The sequence below is a fragment of the Micromonospora sp. CNZ295 genome (genome assembly GCF_004217535.1).
The window spans coordinates 2766213-2789414 of record NZ_SHKZ01000001.1 but is presented as its reverse complement, the minus strand read 5'-3'; the positions used below and the strand labels follow the sequence as shown (position 1 = coordinate 2789414).

The window sequence follows — 23202 nt, the reverse complement described above, 5'->3', positions numbered from 1 at the left end:
GCGTTCTGTATGGCATCTGCGTCGTTGCCTGGTTACCGACTGGTTGGAAAATTCGACAACTCGGGCAGCAGTCATCGCAATCGGTACGCTTCGCCGAATCCGGGCTGACCCTGCTTACCGTTGGCGTGCGGCTGCGGCCCGCACCGCGTACCGGCTGGCCGAGGTGGAGCGTCGCGTGGTGGTCATGGATCACCTCGGTATCGCGGACACCGACCCGCTGCCCGCGGAGGCCCGGGAGCACCTCGCCCGGGGCGACAAGATCAAGGCGATCGCGGCGTACCGGAAGCTCGCTGGCGCCGACCTTCAGTCGGCCAAGACGGCGGTGGAGACCGCCAGCCCGGCTCGTTGACCGGTCGAGCAGGCAGACGTCAGCGGGGGCGGTCCCGGTCCTTGGAGGGCTGCACGCGCTTCGGCTCGCCGGGCATCTTCGGGTGGTCCGGCGGGTACGGCAGGTCTCCCTGACCGGCGGCGGCGTCCCGCTCGGCCCACTCCAGCAGCGGCGTGATGTCCCACGCGGCGTCGTCGATGCCGGCGTGCGGGTCGCCGCGCTCGGCCAGCCGGGCCGGGACGCTGCGCAGGTCGAAGTCGTCCGGGTCGACGTCGGGCAGCTCGTCCCAGGTGAGCGGGGTGGAGACGGTGGCGCGGGCGTTGGCCCGCAGCGAGTACGCGCAGGCGATCGTCCGGTCGCGGGCCATCTGGTTGTAGTCCACGAAGACCCGGGTGCCGCGCTCCTCCTTCCACCAGGCGGTGGTGACCAGCTCCGGCCGGCGCCGCTCCAGCTCCCGGGCGAGCGCGATGGTCGCCCGGCGCACCTCGACGAACGTCCAGCGCGGCTGGATGCGCAGGTAGACGTGCACGCCGCGGCCGCCGGAGGTCTTCGGCCAGCCGGGAACCCCCAGCTCGTCGAGGATCCCGCGCAGCTCTGCCGCGGCGGTCGCGGCATCGGCGAAATCCGTCCCCGGCTGCGGGTCGAGGTCGATGCGCAGCTCGTCGGGCCGGTCCGGGTCGGCGGCCCGGACCGGCCACGGATGGAACACCACGGTGCCCATCTGCGCCGCCCAGGCGACGTGCGCCAGGTCAGTGGGGCAGAGCTCGGCCGCCTTGCGGCCGCTGGGGAAGCTGATCTCGGCGGTCTGCACCCACGGCGGGACACCGCGCGCCGGCACCCGTTTCTGGAAGAACATCTCCCCCTCGATGCCCTCGGGGAAGCGTTGCAACGTGGTGGGCCGGTCGCGCAGCGCGCGCATGATGCCGTCGCCGACCGCGACGTAGTAGTGGAAGACGTCGGCCTTGGTGAACCCGCGCTGCGGGAAGATCACCCGGTCGGGACTGCTCAGCCGGACGCGGCGCCCGGCGACCTCGATCTCCTCGGCCGCGGCCTTCGTGCCACCCATTGCGCGACCATATGCGATGACCCCGACATCCGACGTACCGTTGGTGGGTGAGTCTTGACGACAGCGAACTGCCCCGCACCGAGGACGAGTGGCGAGTCCGGCTCAGCCCGGAGGAGTTCCGGGTCCTGCGGGAGCACGGCACCGAAGCCCCGTGGACCGGCGAGTACGTGAACACGAAGACACCCGGCGTCTACCACTGCCGCGCCTGCGGGCTGGAACTGTTCTCCAGCGACACGAAGTTCGACTCGAACTGCGGGTGGCCGAGCTTCGACGACGCCATCCCGGGGCGGGTCAAGGAGATCGAGGACCGCAGCCTCGGCATGGTCCGCACGGAGATCCGCTGCGCCCGCTGCGACAGCCACCTGGGCCACGTCTTCCACGGCGAGGGGTTCACCCCGAAGGACACCCGGCACTGCGTGAACTCGGTCTCCGTCCGCCTGGAGCCGCGCGAGGCCTGACGGCCCGGCCGGCCAGCGCAGCGAGGGTCGGCGGCCCACCGGCACCGAGGCCGGACGACCGGCCGCTGGCAGCGCGCGGAGCCTGACGGCTCAGCTCGCTGCCAGCAGCTCCAGCTGGGCGTTGCGCGACCGGGCGATGCGGTCCGCGAGTTCCCGCACGGGCGTGCTGCCACCCACCGACAGGTGCGCCCGGGCGAGGTCCGCCGCCGCGCGCTGATGGTCGGCCAGCACCGCCCGGAGGACCCGGTCGACGTCGGCCGGAGCCGCGTCGCGCAGGCGGGCCAGGTCGTCGGCGTCGGCGTGCCCGGCGTGGTCGTGCCCGCCGCCGGCGGTGGGCCGGCCGGCGTCCCGCAGCCAGGTACGCATCGTCCGCAGCTCGTCGGCCTCGGTCGCCTCGATCGCGGCGAGCAGCGTGCGGAGCTCGGGGTCGCGCACCCGCCCCTCGGCCAGTTCGACGATCTCCAGCGTCCGCTCGGCGTGCGCGACCATCGCGGTGAGAAACGGCGCGTCGATCCCGACCAGACCGGCCGGGGCGGCAACCGCGGGAGGCGACGCACTGGCGGCGGCCGCCGGGGCGTCCGAGCCGCCGGCGGGGGCTGCGGCACCGTCGGAGCCGCCGGTGCAGCCAGCGGCGAGCAGCATCGCCAGCAGGGCAACGGCGAGCCGGGGCCCGCGGGCACCGGGCACGGTCGACGGGTGCGGCTCGCTCTGGGTACGGGCCGCACCCGGGTCGGTCAGACCTGGGCCCACAGCGCCGGGGTGTACGGCGGTTCCCAACCGGCGAGCGCGGTGTGCGCCTGGCGGCACCGGTACGTCGCGCCGCCGTAGGTCACCTGGTCACCGATCTGGTAGCTGCGACCGGCCGTCCAGGTGCCGCCCGGCGCGGGCGGCGGCGTGGTCGGCGCCGCGGTCGGCGTCGGGCTCGGGCTGGTCGGCGGCGGCGTGGTCGGCGTGGGGCCGCCCCCGCCGCCGATCTGGAGGTCGACGCAGGAGTAGAAGGCGTTGGCGGTGTCGGCGATGTTCCACACCGCGAGGACCTTCTGCCGGCCGGAGTAGCCGCCCAGGTTGACCGTGTGGGACACGGTGGCGCCGGGCTGCTGGCCGCCGCCGCTGAAGACGGCGACCCGGGTGTTGCCGATGAAGTACTCCCAGTTGCTGGTGGCGTGCCGGGCGGTGTTGGTCCAGGTGAACGTGACGGTGCTGCCCACGCTGGTGGCCGGCCACCCTCGACTGTCGTCGTTGAGGACGGCGAAGTGGGCGATCCCGGCGTGACAGCTGCGCAGGCCCTTGGGGCCCTCGACGCTCTGCGGCTCCCACTTGATCTGGCCGCAGTCCGGCACCCGGTTCTGCGCGCAGAGCGCCTGCCGGCTGGGCGGGCCGGAGACGTACCCGTGGGCCTGGGCCGGGGCGGCCACGGCCAGCGAGGACACGACGGCGCCCGCCGCGACCAGCGGGAGGGTGATTCTTCGACGCATGGCGGCATCTCCTTCGCGAACGAAGCTGCTGAGGTGCCACCAAAGTAATTTAAACCTTGTTAACAGTAAAGACACCTGTCGATAAATTCGGTGCCACTTCTAGAGCAGCAGCAGGCTCCCGTGCTCGTCGATCCGGTCCGCCGACTCGTCGTCGAGCCAGACGCCGCCCGTCGCCAGGTAGCGGAAGCGGTACTCGCCCGGGCCCAGCCGGACGGTGATCGTCCGGCTGCCGTCCCGGCGCGCGACCAGCTCGTGCCGGCCCGGCTCCCAGCCGTTGAAGCAGCCGACCACGCTGACCGTCCCCGGTGGGGTGTCCCGGGGCAGGCAGAAGGTGACCCGGGTCTGGTTGCCGAAGAGCCTGTTGCGCTTGATCACGTCTCCTCCTGGGGCACGGCGGGGCCTTCACCGGTACCAACGGCCGACACGCCGGGCACGACTCGCCGTGGAACCGCACCAGGTTCCCCGGTTCCGGTTGCCGCCCCGTGTCCGGTGTTCGACGCTGGCGTTACGTGTCCACCTATCGGGGGGTTTGTCATGGCGGCCTGCGAGGTCTGCGGTAACGACTACTGGATGTCGTTCGAGGTGCGTACGGTCAGCGGCGACGTGCACACCTTCGACTGCTTCGAGTGCGCCGTGCACAAGATGGCCCCGATCTGTGAGCACTGCCAGATCAAGATCGTGGGCCACGGGGTCGAGGTCTCCGGACGCTTCTTCTGCTGCGCCCACTGCGCCCGGGCCGTGGCGGGCGACCAGGGCGCCCAGATCCGCGACGCCGTCGGCGCCCACCCGGCCTGAGCGCACATGATCAGATGATGGCCAGCCGGCCCGATACGCCCACCGGAGACCGGCTGGCCATCATCCGATCAACGCCTGGAGCGACCGGGCGACGACCGAGCGCGATCGTCCGGGCCGGTGCGGCACTAGCATCCCGTCATGCCCGACGCCCCCTACGGCCTCGCGCTCGGCGCCGGCCTGCTCGCCGCCGTGAACCCGTGCGGCTTCGCCCTGCTGCCCGCGTACCTGTCGATGCTGGTCCTGGGCGACGGGCCGGCGGACGCCCGCGGACCGCTCGCCCCGGTGGGCCGCGCGCTCGCCCTGACCCTCGCGATGACGGTCGGCTTCGTCGCGGTGTTCGGGACGTTCGGGCTGCTCGCCGGCCCCGCCGCCGACGCCGTCGCGAGCCGCCTGCCCTGGGTGTCGGTCGCGATCGGGCTGGCCCTGGTCGTCGCCGGCGGCTGGCTGCTCGCCGGCCGGGCGCTGCCGGCGGTCACGCCCCGGCCGGCCAGCGGCCCCGAGGTCCGGCGCGGCTTTCTTCCGATGGTCCTGTTCGGTGTCGCCTACGCGACCGCCTCGCTCGGCTGCACGGTCGGGCCGTTCCTCGCCGTGGTGGTCGCCGGGTTCCGGGCCGGCAGCCCGGTCGCGGGGGCCGGGCTCTTCGTCGCGTACGCGATCGGGATGGGCCTGGTGGTCGGCGCCACCGCGCTCGCGGTCGCGCTGGCCCGGGAGTCCCTGGTCCGGCGTGCCCGGCGGGCCGCGCCGCTGCTCGGCCGCCTCGCCGGCCTGCTGCTGGCGGTCACCGGCGGCTACGTCGCCTGGTACGGCTGGTACGAGATTCGCCTCTTCTCCGGGCGGGCCAAATTCGACCCGGTGATCGGGGCCGCCGCCCGCGTGCAGGTCGCGCTCAGCGGTTGGGTGGACGGCCTGGGTCCGGGGGCGGTCGCGGCCGTGGCCGGCGCCCTGCTCGCGGTGGCGGCCGGCGGCACGGTGGTACGCCGGAAGCGCGCCGCCGGCCGCCCGGTGACCGCCCCGGCCGAGCCGGTGGACGTCGCCTGAGGGCGCGGCGGCCGGCCCTGGCCCGCCACGCCGGGCGGCGGTCCCCGGCCGCGACCTACCATCGCGGGATGGCCACCGCCGAACTGCGCACCGCCTCGTTCGCCGACCTGTCCGCCCGCACCTTCCACGACCTGCTCAAGCTGCGCGTCGACGTGTTCGTGGTGGAGCAGGCGTGCCCGTACCCGGAACTGGACGGCCGGGACGTCGAGCCCGGCACCCGGCACCTGTGGCTGGAGCGCGCCGGGGCGCCGCTGGCGTACCTGCGGATCCTGGCCGACCCGGGCGGCGTCGCACGGATCGGCCGGGTGGCGGTGGCGAAGGAGGCGCGCGGCGACGGGTACGCGGGCCGGCTGATGGCGGCGGCCCTGGCCGAGGTCGGCGACGGTCCGTGTGTGCTTGAGGCGCAGTCGTACCTGGTGGGCTTCTACGAACGGCACGGCTTCACGGTCAGCGGGCCGGAGTACGTCGAGGACGGGATCCCGCACATCCCCATGCGTCGGGACGCATTGACGTAATCCGATGGATATGGGAGCCTGCGGGCGGAGCCACCGCGTGGGTGACGCCGGGAGGGGCAACTCCCGGACGTCCGGGCGTCGTCGCTGATCCGACCACTCCCCCGGGGGCTGCCCCATGTCCTCTCTGTCCCGATCATTTCGATCATCCCGCGTCCTGTGGCTGCTCGCCGTCGCGGCGGCCGCCACCCTGGTGCTGACTACCGCGCTGGTCAACCCCGTCGCGGCGCACGGCTCCGTCGTCGACCCGGCATCGCGCAACTACGGCTGCTGGCAACGCTGGGGCAGCGACTTCCAGAATCCCCGGATGGCCACCGAGGATCCGATGTGCTGGCAGGCCTGGCAGGCCAACCCGAACGCCATGTGGAACTGGAACGGCCTGTTCCGCGAGGGCGTCGCCGGCAACCACCAGGGCGCCATTCCCGACGGCCAGCTGTGCAGCGGCGGCCGCACCGAGGGCGGACGCTACAACGCCCTCGACGCGGTCGGCGCCTGGAAGACCACGCCGATCTCCAACAGCTTCCGGGTCCGCTTCTTCGACCAGGCCAGCCACGGCGCCGACTACATCCGGGTGTACGCGACGAGGCAGGGCTTCAACGCGCTCACCCAGCCGCTGCGCTGGTCCGACCTGGAACTGGTCGGCCAGATCGGCAACACACCGGCCTCGCAGTGGACGCCGGAGAGCGGCGGCGTGTCGATCCAGATCCCGGCCAACGCCCCGGGCCGGACCGGCCGGCACATCGTCTACACGATCTGGCAGGCCAGCCACCTCGACCAGTCGTACTACCTGTGCAGCGACGTCGACTTCGGCGGCTCGACCAACCCGCCGCCGACGACCGCGCCGCCGACGACTCCCCCGCCGACCACGCCGCCGCCCACCACCGCTCCGCCGACCACGCCGCCGCCCGTCACGCCGCCGCCGGCCGGCGCCTGCACGGCGACGTACCGGGTGACCAACTCGTGGTCCGGGGGCTTCCAGGCCGACGTGACCGTGACCGCCGGCGGCTCGGCGACCCGGGGCTGGTCGGTGGCCTGGACCTTCGCGGGCGGCCAACAGGTCACCCAGGCCTGGAACGCCACCGTCACCAGGAACGGCAACACGGTCGTCGCCCGCAACGTCGACTACAACGGCAGTCTCCCGGCCGGCGGAAGCACGACGTTCGGCTTCATCGGCTCGGGCAGCCCGACGCCGACACCCGTCCTCGCCTGCACGACCGCCTGAGTCCCGGCCGGGGCCGCGCCCATCTCCCTCCGGGCCGCGGCCCCGGCCGGCCCCGCGGGTAAGGGGCCCTTCCGGTCAGGGCAGGCAGGTGACGATGTCGGCGATCGAACGGCGGCGGCCGGTGTAGAAGGGGATCTCCTCGCGGACGTGCAGGCGGGCCCGGGAGGCACGCAGGTCGCGCATCAGATCGACGATCCGGTGCAGCTCGTCCGCCTCGAAGGCGAGCATCCACTCGTAGTCACCGAGGGCGAACGACGCGACCGTGTTGGCCCGCACGTCCGGGTAGCCGCGGGCCATCCGCCCGTGCTCGGCCAGCATCTCCCGCCGCTCCGCGTCCGGCAGCACGTACCAGTCGTAGGAGCGGACGAACGGGTACACGCACAGGTACGCCCGGGCCGCCTCGCCGCCGAGGAACGCCGGGATGTGGCTCTTGTTGAACTCGGCCGGCCGGTGCAGCGCCATCTGGGACCAGACCGGGGTCATCGCCCGGCCCAGGGTGGTCCGGCGGAACCGCAGGTACGCGTCCTGCAGCGCGTCGCTGGTCGACGAGTGCCACCAGATCATCAGGTCGGCGTCGGCGCGCAGACCCGCGACGTCGTACGTGCCCCGGATGGTTACGTCCTTGCCGGCCAGCTCCTCGAAGAGCGCCTCGACCTCACCGGTGACGTTCTCCCGCAGCGACGGCAGGGGGCTGCTCGCCCGGTACACCGACCACATCGTGTACCGGATGGTCTCGTTGAGCTCCTTCAGCCGGGACGCGTTGGTCTGCTCGGTCATCTCCCGGTACCTCCCAGTGCAGTGATGATCTCGTCGGCCGCCGCCGCGCCGGAGCGGACGCAGACCGGGATGCCGACGCCGTCGTACCCGGCTCCGGCCAGCGCCACGGTCGGGTGCTCCGCCCGCAGCGCCGCCCGCGCCGACGCCACCCGGTCGAGGTGGCCCGGCGCGTACTGCGGCAGCGACCCGCCCCAGCGCTGGACGTGCGTGGCGACCGGAGTGGACAGCCGGGTGCCGAGTACCGCCGACAGCTCCCGGTGCACGGCGGCGGCCAGGTCGGCGTCGGAACGCTGGAGCTGGGCCTCGTCCCCGTACCGGCCGATCGAGGCCCGGACCAGGGCGAGCCCGTCGGGGCGGCGCAGGTGCCCCCACTTGGTGGTGAAGAACGTGGATGCCTTGATCAGCAGCCCCTCGGTGGCCGGCACCAGGAAGCCGGACAGCCCGGGCAGCTCCGGCTCCGGCAGCACGAGGGTGACCAGCGCGACGCTGGCGTAGTCCAGCCCGCCGACCGCCTTCGCCGCGGCCGGCACGACGTCGCCGAGCAGCCGCGCCGCCGGACGGGCCGGCACGGCCAGCACCACGGCGTCGACGTCGATGTGCTCGGCGTCGCGGGTCGGGCCGACGGTCAGCCGCCAGCCGGCACCGGCCGGGGCCAGCTCGCGGACGGCCGCGTCGCGGCGGATGGTCGCCCCGCTGGCCGTCGCGGCGGCCTCGACCAGGGCGCTCAAACCGCCGGCGAGGGTGCCGAAGACCGGTACGCCGGGCGTCCGGGGCGCGGCGGCCTGCGCGGCGCGGACCGCGCCGACGAGCGTGTGCTCGACGCGGGCGGCCCGGGCCAGGGCGGGCATCGTGGTGACCAGCGACAGGTCGTCGGCGCGGCCCGCGTACACGCCGCCGAGCATCGGGTCGACCAGACGGTCCACGACCTCGTCGCCCAACCGGGCGCGGACCAGCGCGCCGACCGTGACGTCGTCGTCCGGGCCGAGCAGCGGGCGGCCGCCGTCCCGGTCGGCGTCCGCGACCGGCCGGGCGACCGTGGTCACCTTCGCCAGATCCCCGGGTACGCCGACCAGCGTGCCGCCCGGGACCGGGCGCAGCCCGCCGTCGACGACCAGCGCGGCCTGCCCGACGGTGGGGTGGACGACGCGGTCGGCCAGCCCGAGCCGGCGGACCAGGGCCATCGCGGCGGATTCCCCGCCGGCGGGGTCGCGCAGGAGGAAGGACTCCGCCCCGAACTCCACCGGCCCGCCGGCCAACTCGCCGGTGCGCAGCTTGCCGCCGAGCGCGCCGCTCTGTTCGTACACCGTGATCTCGGTGCCGGCGGGAGCACGGTCGCGCAACCGGACGGCGGCGGCCAGCCCGGCGATCCCTCCGCCGACCACCGCGACCCGCCACGGCCCCGCCATGCCGGTCAGCCCCGGTCGTCCGGCGCGGCGGACAGCTCGTGGACCAGGGCCACCACCCGGGTCAGCATGTCGGGGTCGGTCTCCGGCAGCACCCCGTGCCCGAGGTTGAACACGTGCCCGGGGGCGGCGCGACCCTGCTCCAGCACCCGCCGCACCTCGGCCTCGACCACCGGCCACGGGGCGAGCAGCACGGCCGGGTCGAGGTTGCCCTGCACCGCCCGTTCCGGGCCGATCCGGCGGGTGGCCACGTCCAGCGGCGTACGCCAGTCGACGCCGACCACGTCGGCGCCGGCCTCGGCCATCGCGCCCAGCAGCTCGCCGGTGCCCACGCCGAAGTGGATCCGCGGCAGGCCGGCGTCGGCGAGGCCGGCGAGGACGGCCTGCGAGTGCGGCAGCACGAACCGGCGGTAGTCGGCCTCGGACAGCGCACCGGCCCAGGAGTCGAAGAGCTGCACCGCGGAGACCCCGGCCTCGATCTGCACCCGCAGGAACGCCAACGTCACCTCGGCGAGCCGGCCGGCCAGCGCGTGCCACAGGTCCGGGTCGCCGTACATGAGCGCCTTGGTCTTCGCGTGGGTACGCGACGGCCCGCCCTCGACCAGGTAGCTGGCCAGGGTGAACGGGGCGCCGGCGAACCCGATCAGCGGGGTCGTGCCCAGTTCCTTGACGAGCATCCGGACCGCCTCGTCCACGTACGAGACGTCGTCGCGGGCGATCGGGCGGATCCGCGCCACGTCCTCCCGGGTGGCGACCGGCTCGGCCACCACCGGCCCGGTCCCGGGGACGATGTCCAGGTCCACCCCGGCGGCGGCGACCGGTACCACGATGTCGCTGAACAGGATCGCCGCGTCGACCCCGTGCCGGCGGACCGGCTGCAGGGTGATCTCGGTGACCAGGTCGGGCCGGCGGCAGGACTCCAGCATCGCCACGTTCGCCCGGATCTCGCGGTACTCCGGCAGCGAGCGGCCCGCCTGGCGCATGAACCAGACCGGGGTGTGCGGGCCCGGTTCGCGCCGGCACGCCCGGATGAACGGCGAGTCGGCCGGACCACCGGGGCGGGGGTCCTCGTCTCGGGCGGCGGTGCCCGTGGTGTCGGTGCTCATCGCGGCAATCGTGCCACGACGCCGGTTGCGCCCCGCCGCCACCGTCACCATTTGTGAGCTGCACCGGCCCGGGTGGAAGGAAGGGGCCCTTCTTGACGCCTCCGGCAGCGGAAGGGGCGCCTCCTGACACCGGTCGCCCCGCGGTTCGGAGATCGTCGGGCGTGGCCGGACGCCCGGCGCGCCGCCGGGTGGCCGGCCGCGCGGCGGCATACGCTTCGACCATGGCCCCCCCGATCGCGCTTCCCGAGACCTTCGCCCGCGCGGTCGCCGGGCTCCGGTCCGCGGCGCCGCGGCCGGAGATCCTGTTGGAGGAGGTGGGGGCGCCACAGCGGCTCGCGCCGTACGCGTTCGCGCTCTCCGCGACGGTGCTGCGCGATGGCGACGAGGTGGCCACCGGCCGGCTGATCCTGCTGCACGACCCGGCCGGGCACGAGGCGTGGCAGGGCACCCTTCGCCTGGTGACGTACGTGACCGCCGAGATGGAGATCGACCTGGCGGCCGACCCGCTGCTGCCCGGCGTTGGCTGGACCTGGCTGACCGACGCGCTCGACGTGCAGGGCGCCCGGTACCGGGCGATCGGCGGGACGGTCACGCAGACGATGTCCACCCGTTTCGGCGACCTGGCCGGTCCGCCCGCCGCGGGTGACATCGAGATCCGCGCCTCCTGGACGCCCCTGGACGACAATCTGGCCCCGCACCTGTCCGCCTGGTGCACCCTCCTGGCCTCCACGGCGGGCCTCCCCCCACCCGGCGTGACCCCCCTCCCACCCCCCCGCCCCTGACCCCCCGCCCTTCCCCCGCCCGGTCGATCATGGAGTTGTGGTGGGTGATTAGAGCCGGTATGGCCCCGTTAGGCGGCACCACAACTCCATGATCGACGCTATGGGGGCAGGGGTTGGGACACGCTGCGGGACGGGTGCGCGCAACCGGGCCCGGCGGCGCAATAGGGTTGTCAGGTGACCGACGAACCACCCCTGCGCCGTCGGGCCGCCGAAAGCCGTACGGGAGACACGCCGCACCACCCGCCGGAGCCGGAGGGCGCGGGGGACGACCCGACCGCCGGCGGGCCACCGAGCGCCGCGTCCGACGCCGCCGACGCCGGCCCCCTGCCGCTGACCGCGCCCCGCGAGGGCACACCCCAGCCGGTGGCCACTTCGAAGGAACTGGCCGAGGTCGTGGCCCGCTTCGCCGCGGGCAACGGCCCGGTGGCACTGGACGCCGAGCGCGCCTCGGGCTACCGGTACAGCCAGCGGGCGTACCTGGTGCAGCTGCGCCGCGCCGGCGCCGGCACCGCCCTGATCGACCCGCTGCCGCTGCCCGACCTCGCCACGCTGGACGAGGCCATCGGCGAGGCGGAGTGGGTGCTGCACGCCGCCAGCCAGGATCTGCCCTGCCTGGCCGAGTTGGGCCTGCGCCCCCGCCGGCTGTTCGACACCGAGCTGGCCGCCCGGATCGCCGGTTTCGAGCGGGTGGGCCTGGCCGCGCTGACCGAGCAGCTGCTCGGCTTCAGCCTGGAGAAGCACCACTCGGCGGCCGACTGGTCGAGCCGGCCGCTGCCGGAGTCCTGGCTGACGTACGCCGCCCTGGACGTGGAGCTGCTGGTCGAGCTGCGGGACGCCCTCGACGCGGAGCTGGCCCGACAGGGCAAGTCCGGCTGGGCGGCGGAGGAGTTCGCCGCGCTGGTCCGCAACGGCGCCCGCCCACCCCGGGTCCGCGCCGACCCCTGGCGCCGCACGTCCGGCATCCACCGGGTCCGCGGGGCACGGGCGCAGGCCCGGGTCCGGTCGCTGTGGTACGCGCGGGACCAGATCGCGGCGCGCCGCGATGCCGCGCCGGGCCGGGTCCTGCCCGATTCCGCGATCGTGGCGGCCGCCGAGCTGGACCCGAAGGACGAGAAGACCCTGCTGACGCTGCCCGGTTTCGGCGGGCGCTCGGTGCGCCGGCTGGCCCGCACCTGGCTGGCCGCGCTCGACGACGCCCGGCAACTGCCGGACGACGCGCTGCCGATCGCGCCGACCGTCGAGGGACCGCCGCCGCCGCACCGCTGGGCCGAGCGTGACCCGGTCGCCGCGGCCCGGCTGGCCCGGTGCCGGGAGGTGGTGGTCCGGGTCGCCGGCGCGCACACCCTGCCGCCGGAGAACCTGATCGCCCCCGACTCGATCCGCCGCCTGGCGTGGGTCCCGCCGGAGGACGTGACCGACGAGACGGTCCGGGAGACCCTCCGCGGCCTCGGCGCCCGCGAGTGGCAGATCGACCTCCTCCTGCCCGACCTGACGAAGGCCCTCACGGACCCGGCCCCGGAGCCCACCGCTTGACCCGTTGATCATGAGGCTGGCGGGTGGTCACGTCCGCCGACATCATGATCGACAGGTCTCGGGACGGGTGTGGGGTGGGCCACACGGGGGGTGGTGTCCCCGATGGTTACTGACGAGTAGCATTCGAGGGAAACGCCAAGTGCCGGCGACCTTCGTTCGGATCGGAGCGCCGACCTACGGCGCGGAGGCCGAATTGTGGTCGAAGAGGAGGCTCAAGTGCCCCGTGAAGTTCGGGATGTCGTCTTCGTCGACGGCGTCCGCACCCCGTTCGGCAAGGCGGGTGGCATGTACGCCAACACCCGTGCCGACGACCTGGTGATCCGCTGCATCCGCGAGCTGCTGCGCCGCAATCCGCAGCTGCCCCCGGAGCGGGTCGAGGAGGTCGCCATCGCCGCCACCACGCAGATCGGCGACCAGGGTCTGACCATCGGCCGGACCGCCGCCCTGCTGTCCGGCCTCCCCAAGACCGTCCCCGGTTTCGCCATCGACCGGATGTGCGCCGGCGCGATGACCGCCGTGACCACGGTCGCCGGCGGCATCGCCATGGGCGCGTACGACGTCGCCATCGCCGGCGGTGTCGAGCACATGGGCCGCCACCCGATGGGCGAGGGCGTCGACCCCAACCCGCGGATCGTCGCGGAGAAGCTGGTCGACCCGTCCGCCCTGGTCATGGGCGCCACCGCGGAGAACCTGCACGACCGGCTCCCGCAGATCAGCAAGGAGCGCACCGACGCGTTCGCGCTCGCCTCGCAGCAGAAGACCGCCAAGGCGTACGCCAACGGCAAGCTCCAGGGCGACCTGGTGCCGGTGGCGACCCGCGACCCGGAGGCCGGCTGGGGCCTGGCCACGGTGGACGAGGCTCCGCGGGACACCTCGATGGAGAAGCTCGCCACCCTCAAGACCCCGTTCCGCCCGCACGGCAGGGTCACCGCGGGCAACGCGGCCGGCCTGAACGACGGCGCCACCGCGAGCCTGATCGCCGCCGAGGAGACCGCCCGCGAGCTGGGCCTGCCGGTCGCGATGCGGCTGGTGTCGTACGGCTTCGTCGGCGTCGAGCCCGAGGTGATGGGCTACGGCCCGGTGCCGTCGACGGAGAAGGCGCTGCGCATCGCCGGCCTGACCATCGACGACATCGGCCTGTTCGAGCTGAACGAGGCGTTCGCCGTGCAGGTGCTCGCCTTCCTCGACCACTTCGGCATCGCCGACGACGACCCGCGGGTCAACCCGTGGGGCGGCGCGATCGCCATCGGTCACCCGCTGGCGTCCTCGGGGGTACGGCTGATGACCCAGCTGGCCCGGCAGTTCGCCGAGCACCCGGAGGTCCGCTACGGCCTCACCGCCATGTGCATCGGCATCGGCATGGGCGGCACCGTGATCTGGGAGAACCCCCACTGGGAGGGCGACAAGTGAGCGCGAGGAGTGAGCTTGCGAGCCCCGCAGTCGCGAACGAAGGAGGCGCGGTGAGCGCGCTCGCGGCACCGAACGAGGTCGTCACCAAGGCGCTGCTGCGCCAGGTGAACGTACCGGGACTGGACCGCCCGGCCGCCCTGATCACCCTGGACAACGGCTTCGACCACACCAAGCCGAACACCTTCGGCCCGGGTGGTCTGACCAGCCTGGACGAGGCGATCAGCGCGGCCCTCGCGGCGAACCCGGCGTTCGTCGCGGTCACCGGCAAGCCGTACATCTTCTGTGTGGGCGCGGACATCACCGGCCTGCCGCTGCTCGCCGACCGCGCGCAGGCCCTGGAGATCGGCCGGCTCGGCCACCGGGTCTTCGCCCGGCTGAAGGACAGCGAGATCCCGACGTTCGCCTTCGTCAACGGCGCGGCGATGGGCGGCGGTCTGGAGCTGGCGCTGCACTGCCACTACCGGACGCTGTCGGCGGGCGCGGCGGCCCTCGCGCTGCCCGAGGTCTCCCTCGGCCTGGTCCCCGGCTGGGGCGGCACCCAGCTGCTGCCGAACCTGATCGGCATCCCGGCCGCGACGCAGGTGATCATCCAGAACCCGCTGATGCAGAACAAGATGCTCAAGCCGAAGCAGGCCGCCGAGCTGGGCATCGCGGACGTGCTGCTGGAGCCGGCGGACTTCCTGGAGCGGTCCCTGGAGTGGGCCGCCGGCGTGGTCCGGGGCGACGTCACCGTCACCCGGCCCGAGGTCGACAAGGACATGTGGGACGGCGTCCTCTTCTTCGCCAAGCAGACGCTCGACTCCCGCCTGCACGGCGCGGTGCCGGCCGCGTACAAGGCGCTCGAGCTGCTGGGCCTGGCCAAGGACGCGGACTTCGCCGCGGGCACCGCCGCCGAGGACGAGGCCCTGGCGGACCTGGTCTTCTCCGAGGAGCTGCGCAGCGGCCTGTACGCGTTCGACCTGGTGCAGCGGCGGGCCAAGCGGCCGGCCGGCGCGCCGGACAAGGGCCTGGCCCGGCCGGTCACCAAGGTCGGCATCGTCGGCGCCGGTCTGATGGCCAGCCAGCTCGCCCTGCTCTTCGCCCGCCGCCTCCAGGTGCCGGTCGTGATGACCGACCTGGACCAGGCGCGGGTCGACAAGGGCGTGGCCTACGTGCACCAGCAGATCGAGAAGTCGGTCAGCAAGGGGCGGATGGACAAGGGCACCGCGGCCAAGCTGTACGGCCTGGTCAGCGGCTCGGTCGACAAGTCCGTCTTCGCCGACGCCGACTTCGTCATCGAGGCCGTCTTCGAGGACCTCAACGTCAAGAAGCAGGTCTGGGCCGAGCTGGAGAAGATCGTCAAGCCCGAGGCCGTCCTCGCCACCAACACGTCGTCGCTGTCGGTGAGCGCGATGGCGGCGGACCTGGCGCACCCCGAGCGGGTGGTGGGCTTCCACTTCTTCAACCCGGTCGCGGTGCTCCCGCTGCTGGAGATCGTCCGTGGCGAGCAGACCGACGACGCCACGCTGGCCACCGCGTTCGCGGTCGGCAAGCAGCTCAAGAAGTCCTGCGTGCTGGTCAAGGACGCCCCGGCGTTCGTGGTCAACCGTCTGCTGACCCGCTTCCTGGGCACCGTGTTCGCGGCCGTCGACGCCGGCACCCCGCTGGACGTGGCGAACAGCGCGCTCGACCCGCTGGGCCTGCCGATGCGTCCGCTGGCACTGCTCCAGCTGGTGGGGCCGGCCGTCGCGTACCACGTGGGCGGCACCCTGCACGCCGCGTTCCCGGACCGGTTCGGCGTCAGCGAGAACCTCAAGCGGATCGCCGACTCCGGGCAGCCGATCGTCGTCGACGACGAGGTGAACGCCGAGGTGGCCAAGCTGCTGGTCGTCGGCGACCAGCCGCTGACCGCCGAGCAGGTGCGCCAGAACGCGCTGGACGCGCTGGCGCAGGAGATCCGGCTGATGCTGGACGAGGGCGTCGTCGCCGAGGCACCGGACATCGACCTGTGCATGATCCTCGGTGCCGGGTGGCCGTTCCACCTGGGCGGCGTCACGCCGTACCTGGACCGGACCGGCACCGCCGAGCGCGTCACCGGGTCGCGGTTCCTGCCGCGCGGCGTGGCCAGCCTCTCGGCCTGACCTCTCCGCTCCCCTACGATCGCGGTGGTCGCCCACGTCGGGCGACCACCGCGATCGTCGTATCACGGCGTGGACCGGGGCAGCGGGACGCGGCGCCGGCTCGTTACGATCGCCCGTTCGCAACTTCGCCTGGAGCTGATCTCATGTCCTCACCGCCGGTCGACCCGTGGTCCGGGCAACCGGAGCGCGGCGCCCAGCCCGACTCTCAGCCGTCGGTTCCCCCGCCGCCGGCGCCCTGGGATCGGCCTCCGGGCGCGCCGCGGCCACAGCAGGGCGGCTGGCCGCCGGCCCCGCACCGAGCACCCGGCACGCCCACCGTGCCACCGGCGCCCGGCGCACCGGCCGGGCCGGGCGGCGGGCCCACCTGGCCACCGCCGCCGCCACCGGCCTGGGCCGACCCGGCCCGGCCGGCCGCTCCCGCCACCGCCGCCTGGCCGGGCCAGCCGCCGCCGGAGAATCCGCCGACCCGGCCGTACGCCGCCCCCGGGGCGGCCGGCCCGGGCGGCAACCGGCAGCCTCCGGCGGACCCGTGGCGACCGCGCGGCGGAGACGGCATCCCACCGGCACCGTCCGGCGGTTCCTGGGCCGCGCCGCAGCCCCGGCCGGCCCCGGACGAGCAGCCCACCCAGGTGTACGGCAACTTCCCGCCGATCCCGCCGGCCGACCCGCCGACGAGCGCTCCCGGATACGGCCAGCCGACCTCGGGCGCACCGGGTTACGGCCAGCCGACGTCCGGCGTGCCCGGCTACGGCCAGCCGACGTCCGGCCCACCCGGCTACGGTCCGCCGACCTCCGGCCCACCCGGCTACGGTCCGCCGCCGGGCAACCCTCCGTACGGCCAGCCGGCGGCGTTCCCGTCCGGCCCGGACGCCCCGGCGCCCGGCAAGAAGTCCCGGCTCCCGCTGGTGCTGTCGCTCGGCCTCGTCGGGCTGCTGGTGCTCTGCCTGGGCGGCGGAGGCCTCGCCTACGTCGCCCTCTCCGGCACCGACGACCCCGCCCCGACCCGGGCGGCCGGACCCAGCACCGCCCCGTCGCCGGGGTCCGACACCGCCGAGTCGGTCCCCTCGAACGAGCCCAGCCCGGATCCGCGGATCCGACTCGTCGCGCCGAAGACGCTCGGCGGCCGGGCGAAGAGCACCGATCCGGAGCTGAAGTCCCTGGCCGACGAGATGGTCCGGGACATGAAGGCGACGGTGCGCAGCGAGAACAGCGCGGTCGGCGCCTTCTACGGCAGCCCCGAGAAGCAGAACATGGTGATGATCGCCGGCGCGTCGGGCTTCGTCCTCAACCCGAAGCGGGAGCTGGACGACGCCGTCAAGGCGCTCGCCAAGGAGCTGAGCGCCCGGCGGATGGCCACCGTGCCCCCGGGACCGCTCGGCGGTGTCGCCAAGTGCGGCGACGGCAGCGCGTCGGAGATCCCGCTCGGTCTGTGCGTCTGGGCCGACCAGGGCAGCGTTGGCATGATCGTGATGTTCTTCTCCTCCGGCAGCAAGGCGAAGGCAGAGTTCACCTCGATCCGGGGGCAGGTCGAGAAGCGTTCCTGAGCGGCGGATCGCCTTCCGTGGGCGGCGGCGCCCGGCGCGGTGGTGGAGATCCGGGCGGGCCCGACGCCGGCGTGCGGGCCGCCGGTGACGCTGGATACATTCCTCACCTCGACGGATGTAGGACACCGCGTGGGTATCCACCCTCGTTAAGATCGCGCGTCGCGATCGTCGAGTTCTGGAGCTGACCTGCATGTCCCAGCCACCGGTCAACCCGTATCCTCCGCAGCCCGGCGGCGGGCCGTACGGCTCGCAGCCGGCGGGTGGCTACCCGCCGCCCCAGCAGCCCGGCGGATACCCGCCGCCGGCTGGCTACCCGGCACCGCAGCAGCAGCCGGGCGGGTACCCACAGCAGCAGCCGGGCGGGTACCCGCAGCACCAGCCGGTTGACTACCCGGGAGCGCAGCAGCCCGGTGGGTACCCGCAGCCGTCAGCCGGCGGCTTCCCGCCGCCGGGCGGGCCCGGCGTGCCGTTCGGCGCGGTGCCACCCGCTCCGAAGAAGCGGTCGGCCGGCAAGATCCTGCTGATCGTGCTGGCGGCGGTGCTGGTGCTCTGCGTCGGCGGCGCCGTGGTGGCGTTCGTCGCGCTCGGGGACGAGGTCAAGGAGACCGTCGACGCGGCCAGGATCCGGGTGGTCGAGCCGGAGACGCTCGCCGGCCGGCCGAAGGTCACCGACCCCAACCTGCAGAGCGCCAGCGTTGCGCTGGAGGCCGAGCTGAACAAGTCGCTGCCGGGCGCGACCAGCACGGTCGGCGCCTTCTACGGCAACCCGGCCAAGCAGGACCTGGTCATGGTGGCGGCCGCCTCCGGGCGCAACTCCGACCCGGCGAAGACCCTCGACGAGACCGTCGCCGGCGCCCGGCAGAGCGAGGTCGAGATCGGCGAGATGTCCTCGGTGGACCCGGGGCCGCTCGGCGGGGAGGCCAAGTGCGGCGACGCCGAGGCGAACCAGGTGCCGATCGGCTTCTGCATCTGGAGCGACAAGGGCAGCGTCGGAATGATCCTGATCTACTTCAAGACCGGCGCCGACGCGCAGCAGGAACTGGTCGCGATGCGCGGCCAGATCGAGCAGAAGTCCTGACCACCACCGCCGCGATGCTGCACTTGCGGCCCTCGTCAGGCCCGTCTGCGGCATGAGTCGGAGCCGAGAGTGCAAGATCGCGGCGGCTGGGGTCGGGTCAGGGCTGGGCGGCGCGTTCGGCGGCGCTGCGCAGCACGCAGAACTCGTTGCCCTCCGGGTCGGCCAGCACCACCCAGCCGGTGCCGTCGGGCCGGCGCAGGTCGGCCGTCAGCACCGCGCCGAGGCCCAGCACGCGCTCGATCTCCTCGTCCCGGGTGCGGTCGGTCGGTTCGAGATCGAGGTGCAGGCGGTTCTTCACCGTCTTGCCCTCCGGCACGGCCAGGAACAGCACCATCGGCCCGCCCTCGGGGAGCAGCATGGCCTCCGGGTCGCCGGGGAAGTCGTCCGGCTGCCGGGGGCAGTCGAAGACCTGCGACCAGAAGCCGGCCAGCTCGTAGGTGTCGCGGCAGTCGATGCTGATGTTGCGGATACGTACGCTCACTCAAGTCCCCTTCGTTGACCCGGCCGTGCCGGGCGTCGGCGGCGTCGACCCGCAGATGGTGGGTCTCGTTGGGACGACAGCAAGCCTTGGTGAATGCCGCCCGGCGCGGCGGGGTGCTGACCGCGCGGGAATGGCGTCGGCGCGCCCCCCGTGTTCTGCGGCCCTCCGGCGACCGTCTTGACAACAACGCATTTAGATGTTTGGCTGGCGTTGCCTTCGCACGATCGACGGAATCCGGGCGGCCGGATCGATCGGAATTCGGCACAGGTTAGCATCACTTCACGGGGGAGTCTCCATGCAATTTCGCAAGCTAAGTCTGCTCGTCGGCCTGCTGGCCATTCTGGGCATTTTCGCACCCGCCACGACGGCTGCGGCGGATCCGGGGGTCACTCCTGGTGCGTCCGCCGCAACGAGCGGTGAATCCGGTGCCACAGCTTCGGAATTCTCGCCGGAGGGCTCGGATTTCGCGGTCGCCTCCTGCTACGGCAGCGCGAAGAACTACACGACCAATTCGCTCTACTACGTGGGCTCGGCCACCCAGCCTCTGGTCGCGACGTCAAACTGCAACGACATCAATGTCAAGCCCGATTATGACATCATGGTGCGGGCGTGCCTGTATTACTCGTCGCTCGGGTATTACAAGTGCAACGATTACCGTAATGTCTACGCCGGCCAATGGGGGCTCGCCGCCACCAACGTCATCGACGGCACCAAGTTCTATCTGGAATTCCCCCGGCAGAGCCGGGGCAAGGTCGCCTACTGACCCGGCACTGCCATGACGGGCGGGGCTGCCTGATCCGCGATCAGGCAGCCCCGCCCGTCATGCGGCGGCCCGAGATCGCGCTACGCGCACGAACCGTGACCGCCGCTGCGGGTCGGGGTCACAGCGTGGCGTCGGGGTCCGGCTCCACCGCCGGCAGTCGCACCGTCACCTCGAGGCCACCGCCCGGCTGGGCAACGGCGCTGACGGTCCCGCCGTGCGCGTCGCAGACCGCCCGCACGATCGACAGGCCGAGGCCGGAGCCGCGCGCCCCGGTCCGTTCCCGGCCACCCCGGCGGAACGGCTCGAACAGGCCCGGCACGTCGGCCTGGTCCACCTCGAAGCCGGTGTTGCCCACCACCAGCCAGGACCGGCGGCCGTCCGACCCGGTCCGCACCCAGAGCCGGCCGTGCAGGTGGTTGTAGCGCACCGCGTTCTCGATCAGGTTGCCGGCCAGCCGGTCGAGCAGGCCGGGGTCGCCGACCACCGGCGCCGACTCCAGCGAAGCCTGTACCCGCAGCCCGATCCGCTCGACCTCCCGGCGTACCGCCGCCAGCGCGTTGGCGGCGCCGGAGGCCAGGTCGCACTCGGTGCGCCGGGCGAGGCTGTGGCCGGCCTGGGCCTCGCTGCGGGCGAGCACGAGCAGCGCGTCCACCAGGTTGTTGGCGCGTTCGGAGGCGTCCCGCACCACGGTGGCCATCCGGCGGTACTCGGCGAGGTCGGCGTCGTCGTCGCTGAGCGTCACGTCGATCTCGGTGCGCATCACGGCCAGCGGGGTCCGCAGCTCGTGCGAGGCGTTGGCGACGAACCGTTTCTGCACCTCGAACGCGGTGGTGATGCGGTCCAGCATCGCGTCGAAGGTCTGCGCCAGCTCGGCCACCTCGTCGTCCGCGCCGGAGTAGCCGATCCGCTGGTCGAGGGTGGTCTCGCCGAGCCGCCGTGCGGTGGCGGTCACCTGGTGCAGCGGGCGCAGCGCGCGACCGGCCACCGCGTACGCGCCGGCCACCCCGACGACGCCGATCGCCAGCAGCGCCGCGAGGCCCTTGGCCAGCAGCTCCCGGCTGGCCGCGTCGACGAGTTGCCGCTGCCACTGCCCGGCGTCCAGGGTCCGGCCGTCGGCCAGCACCACGGTGGTGCCGGGCAGCAACTCGTCGGTGGGGCGCAGCGCGTCCCGGACCAGCAGCCACGCCAGCAGCACCAGGATCGCCCCGGCACCCACCAGCAGCACGCCGTTGAGCAGGGTGAGGCGCAGCCGGAGGGTGGGCCGCAGCCGGCGGCGCCGGGTCATCACTCCCCCTCGGCGATGCGGTAGCCCGCGCCGACGACGGTTTCGATGAGCGGCGGGTCGCCGAGCTTCCTCCGCAGGGTCATGACCGTGACCCGGACGATGGTGGTGAACGGATCGGTGTTCGCGTCCCAGACGCGTTCCAGCAGCTCCTCGCTGGAGATCACGGCGCCGCGCGCCTTCACCAGCTCGCAGAGGACGCCGAACTCCTTGTTGGTCAGGTCGACCGGCGCGCCACCCCGGGTGGCCGTCCGCCGGGCCGGGTCGAGCACCAGGTCGGCCACCTCCAGCACCGGGGGCGCGGCGGGGGTGGCGCGCCGGCCCAACGCCTGCACCCGGGCGACCAGTTCGTCGAAGGCGAACGGCTTGGGCAGGTAGTCGTCGGCGCCCAGCTGCAACCCCTCGACCCGGTCGGCCACCGTCCCGCTCGCGGTCAGCATCAGCACCCGGGTAAGCGCGCCGGACGTGGCCAGCTCGGCACAGATCTGGTCGCCGTGCACGCCCGGGAGGTCACGGTCGAGCACCACCACGTCGTACCGGGTGACGAAGGCCATCTCGTGGCCGCTGTCGCCGTCGTACGCGACGTCCACCGCCATGCCCCGCTTGCGCAACCCCCGCGCGATCGCGTCGGCGAGGTTGCGCTCATCCTCGACCACCAGTACCCGCATCCCGGCCTCCTCGCGCCTGACCTCCCGACAACCTAGTGCCGGCCACCAAACCCGGCTCCGCGCCGGTCACGGTTGCAGAAAACCTTCGGGGTACGCGATGCTTCCGGCGGTATTCGACAGGCCAGGGGCGGGTGGGTCATGACCGACGGGGTGGGGCGGGACATCGCCTACCGGGGCTTCCGGTTCCCGGCCGACCTGCGCCCGGGCTGCGAGCAGGGGTTGCGGGCCACCGACCGGGGTCTGGTGCTGGCCGACCGGGCCGGCCCCGTCACGCACCGCCATCCCGACGGCAGCCACCGGCGGTACGCGGCCGGCAGCTGGACCTCACCGCCGGTGCCGGTCGGATTCGAGGTCCGCGAGGTCGTCCCGTCCTGGACGGCCGACACGCCCGGCGACGGCTGGCTGCGGGTCGAGTTGCGGGGCTGGCACGACGACGCCCCGGTCACCGGCTGGTACGCGCTGGCCGAGTGGGCGGGCGACGACCACGCCGTGCGACGCACCTCGATCCCGGGGCAGCGGGACGCGGCCGCCACGGTGGACACGGACACCCTGGTGCTGGCGGCCCGGGCGACCGGTTGGCAGGTCCGGGTGACCCTGCTCCGGCCGGCGGACGCCGTCGAGGGTCCGGTGCTGCGTACCGTCGGCGCGGTCGCCAGCGGCCCGGCCCGGACCGCCGGTGGCGGCACGGTCGCCGCCGGCCCGGACCGGACCGCCGGCAGCGGCCCGGACGGGAACGCCGGCGCGGCCTGGGGCACCGTGCTGGACGTTCCCCGCTACTCGCAGCGCCGCCACGCCGGGACGCACCCGCAGTGGGCCGGCGGCGGGGACTCCTGGTGCAGCCCCACCTGCACCTCGATGGTCCTCGCGTACTGGGGTGCCGAGCCGGTGCCGGAGCGCTACGCGTGGGTGAGCCCGCCCGGGCCCCGCCCGGTCGTCGTGCACGCCGTCCGGCACTGCTACGACCACGCGTACGCGGGGGCCGGGAACTGGCCGTTCAACACCGCGTACGCCGGGCTGCACGGGATGGACGCGTTCGTCACCCGGCTCCGGTCGCTGGCCGAGGCGGAGGCGTTCGTCGCCGCCGGCATCCCGCTGATCGTCTCGGCCTCGTTCCGGGCCGGCGAGGTGCCCGGGCTGGACTACGACACGGCGGGTCACCTGGTGGTGCTGGTCGGGTTCACCGCCGACGGCGAGCCGGTGCTCAACGACCCGTACGCCCCGGACGACGACGGGGTCCGGCGCACCGTCGCCCGGGACGCCTTCGCGCGCGCCTGGCAGGCCGGCAGCGGCGGCGTGGTGTACGTCGTCCGCCCGCCGGAGGTGCCGCTGCCGACGCCGCCGGCCCAGGCGAACTGGTGAGG

Annotated in this window: 24 protein-coding genes; 14 read left to right on the top strand and 10 right to left on the bottom strand. The window is 73.8% G+C overall.

The window, feature by feature from the left end:
• Positions 1 to 184: 184 nt before the first annotated feature.
• Complete coding sequence (locus tag EV376_RS30180; protein WP_165437997.1) at positions 185 to 349, top strand: DUF6793 family protein; 165 nt, start codon at positions 185 to 187, stop codon at positions 347 to 349.
• 19 nt (positions 350 to 368) lie between these two features.
• Here EV376_RS30180 and ligD read toward each other — a convergent pair whose 3' ends face one another.
• Positions 369 to 1394, bottom strand: coding sequence for a non-homologous end-joining DNA ligase (gene ligD, locus EV376_RS13240; protein WP_130323137.1), 1026 nt, complete (start codon positions 1392 to 1394; stop codon positions 369 to 371).
• A 47-nt stretch (positions 1395 to 1441) separates the two neighbouring features.
• Here ligD and msrB point away from each other — a divergent pair, with 47 nt between their 5' ends.
• Positions 1442 to 1852, top strand: a complete 411-nt coding sequence (gene msrB / locus EV376_RS13235; protein ID WP_130323135.1) for a peptide-methionine (R)-S-oxide reductase MsrB — start codon at positions 1442 to 1444, stop codon at positions 1850 to 1852.
• A 90-nt stretch (positions 1853 to 1942) separates the two neighbouring features.
• On the opposite strand, the gene EV376_RS13230 is transcribed toward msrB, so the two are convergent.
• From EV376_RS13230 to EV376_RS13220, 3 genes are all read right to left on the bottom strand, one after another.
• Complete coding sequence (locus tag EV376_RS13230; protein ID WP_130323133.1) at positions 1943 to 2602, bottom strand: DUF305 domain-containing protein; 660 nt, start codon at positions 2600 to 2602, stop codon at positions 1943 to 1945.
• The gene (locus EV376_RS13225) at positions 2587 to 3327 is read right to left on the bottom strand and encodes a lytic polysaccharide monooxygenase (protein ID WP_130323131.1); all 741 of its coding nucleotides are present in this window, start codon (positions 3325 to 3327) and stop codon (positions 2587 to 2589) included. The genes EV376_RS13230 and EV376_RS13225 overlap by 16 nt, the downstream gene beginning before the upstream one ends.
• A 99-nt stretch (positions 3328 to 3426) precedes the next feature.
• Positions 3427 to 3702 (bottom strand): isoamylase early set domain-containing protein, encoded by a 276-nt coding sequence (locus EV376_RS13220; protein WP_130323129.1) that lies wholly within the window; start codon positions 3700 to 3702, stop codon positions 3427 to 3429.
• A 159-nt stretch (positions 3703 to 3861) separates the two neighbouring features.
• Here EV376_RS13220 and EV376_RS13215 point away from each other — a divergent pair, with 159 nt between their 5' ends.
• The 4 genes from EV376_RS13215 (at position 3862) to EV376_RS13200 (ending at position 6894) form a co-directional block, all read left to right on the top strand.
• A complete protein-coding gene (locus tag EV376_RS13215) occupies positions 3862 to 4122 on the top strand; it encodes a Prokaryotic metallothionein (protein ID WP_130323127.1) in 261 nt (86 codons plus the stop codon).
• A 138-nt stretch (positions 4123 to 4260) separates the two neighbouring features.
• Complete coding sequence (locus EV376_RS13210) at positions 4261 to 5160, top strand: sulfite exporter TauE/SafE family protein (protein ID WP_130323125.1); 900 nt, start codon at positions 4261 to 4263, stop codon at positions 5158 to 5160.
• Positions 5161 to 5228: 68 nt separating this feature from the next.
• Complete coding sequence (locus EV376_RS13205; RefSeq protein ID WP_130323123.1) at positions 5229 to 5675, top strand: GNAT family N-acetyltransferase; 447 nt, start codon at positions 5229 to 5231, stop codon at positions 5673 to 5675.
• A gap of 115 nt (positions 5676 to 5790) precedes the next feature.
• Positions 5791 to 6894, top strand: coding sequence for a lytic polysaccharide monooxygenase (locus tag EV376_RS13200; RefSeq protein WP_130323121.1), 1104 nt, complete (start codon positions 5791 to 5793; stop codon positions 6892 to 6894).
• A gap of 75 nt (positions 6895 to 6969) precedes the next feature.
• On the opposite strand, the gene hemQ is transcribed toward EV376_RS13200, so the two are convergent.
• From hemQ to hemE, 3 genes are read right to left on the bottom strand one after another with little or no spacing between them, the layout of a single operon-like run.
• Positions 6970 to 7671 (bottom strand): hydrogen peroxide-dependent heme synthase, encoded by a 702-nt coding sequence (hemQ, locus tag EV376_RS13195; protein ID WP_130323119.1) that lies wholly within the window; start codon positions 7669 to 7671, stop codon positions 6970 to 6972.
• On the bottom strand, positions 7668 to 9077 hold the full coding sequence (gene hemG / locus EV376_RS13190; protein ID WP_130323117.1) for a protoporphyrinogen oxidase: 1410 nt from the start codon (positions 9075 to 9077) through the stop codon (positions 7668 to 7670). Before hemG ends, hemQ begins: the two co-directional genes overlap by 4 nt.
• A gap of 5 nt (positions 9078 to 9082) precedes the next feature.
• Positions 9083 to 10180: a uroporphyrinogen decarboxylase gene (hemE, locus tag EV376_RS13185; protein WP_207228148.1), complete on the bottom strand. Its 1098-nt coding sequence runs from the start codon at positions 10178 to 10180 to the stop codon at positions 9083 to 9085.
• Between the two features lie 221 nt (positions 10181 to 10401).
• Here hemE and EV376_RS13180 point away from each other — a divergent pair, with 221 nt between their 5' ends.
• The 6 genes from EV376_RS13180 (at position 10402) to EV376_RS13155 (ending at position 18647) form a co-directional block, all read left to right on the top strand.
• Complete coding sequence (locus EV376_RS13180; protein WP_130323113.1) at positions 10402 to 10962, top strand: DUF3000 domain-containing protein; 561 nt, start codon at positions 10402 to 10404, stop codon at positions 10960 to 10962.
• Positions 10963 to 11136: 174 nt separating this feature from the next.
• Positions 11137 to 12495: a ribonuclease D gene (locus EV376_RS13175; protein WP_130323111.1), complete on the top strand. Its 1359-nt coding sequence runs from the start codon at positions 11137 to 11139 to the stop codon at positions 12493 to 12495.
• A gap of 216 nt (positions 12496 to 12711) precedes the next feature.
• Entirely contained in the window at positions 12712 to 13905 is a 1194-nt protein-coding gene (locus EV376_RS13170; protein ID WP_130323109.1) for a thiolase family protein, read from the top strand.
• 50 nt (positions 13906 to 13955) lie between these two features.
• Positions 13956 to 16025, top strand: a complete 2070-nt coding sequence (locus EV376_RS13165; protein WP_130323107.1) for a 3-hydroxyacyl-CoA dehydrogenase NAD-binding domain-containing protein — start codon at positions 13956 to 13958, stop codon at positions 16023 to 16025.
• Positions 16026 to 16579: 554 nt separating this feature from the next.
• A complete protein-coding gene (locus tag EV376_RS30480; RefSeq protein ID WP_486482894.1) occupies positions 16580 to 17569 on the top strand; it encodes a hypothetical protein in 990 nt (329 codons plus the stop codon).
• Positions 17570 to 17759: 190 nt separating this feature from the next.
• Entirely contained in the window at positions 17760 to 18647 is an 888-nt protein-coding gene (locus EV376_RS13155; protein ID WP_130323105.1) for a flagellar basal body-associated FliL family protein, read from the top strand.
• Between the two features lie 97 nt (positions 18648 to 18744).
• Here the strand turns inward: EV376_RS13155 and EV376_RS13150 are convergent, their stop codons facing one another.
• A complete protein-coding gene (locus EV376_RS13150) occupies positions 18745 to 19128 on the bottom strand; it encodes a VOC family protein (RefSeq protein WP_130323103.1) in 384 nt (127 codons plus the stop codon).
• Positions 19129 to 19423: 295 nt separating this feature from the next.
• On the opposite strand from EV376_RS13150, the gene EV376_RS13145 reads away from it, so the two are divergent.
• On the top strand, positions 19424 to 19891 hold the full coding sequence (locus EV376_RS13145; protein ID WP_130323101.1) for a hypothetical protein: 468 nt from the start codon (positions 19424 to 19426) through the stop codon (positions 19889 to 19891).
• A 118-nt stretch (positions 19892 to 20009) separates the two neighbouring features.
• On the opposite strand, the gene EV376_RS13140 is transcribed toward EV376_RS13145, so the two are convergent.
• Entirely contained in the window at positions 20010 to 21176 is a 1167-nt protein-coding gene (locus EV376_RS13140; protein WP_130323099.1) for a sensor histidine kinase, read from the bottom strand.
• Positions 21176 to 21841 carry a response regulator transcription factor gene (locus EV376_RS13135; RefSeq protein ID WP_130323097.1) on the bottom strand — a complete coding sequence of 222 codons (666 nt, stop codon included), beginning with the start codon at positions 21839 to 21841 and terminating at the stop codon, positions 21176 to 21178. Before EV376_RS13135 ends, EV376_RS13140 begins: the two co-directional genes overlap by 1 nt.
• A 138-nt stretch (positions 21842 to 21979) precedes the next feature.
• Here EV376_RS13135 and EV376_RS13130 point away from each other — a divergent pair, with 138 nt between their 5' ends.
• Positions 21980 to 23200 carry a peptidase C39 family protein gene (locus tag EV376_RS13130; protein WP_130323095.1) on the top strand — a complete coding sequence of 407 codons (1221 nt, stop codon included), beginning with the start codon at positions 21980 to 21982 and terminating at the stop codon, positions 23198 to 23200.
• The last annotated feature ends 2 nt before the right edge of the window (positions 23201 to 23202 follow it).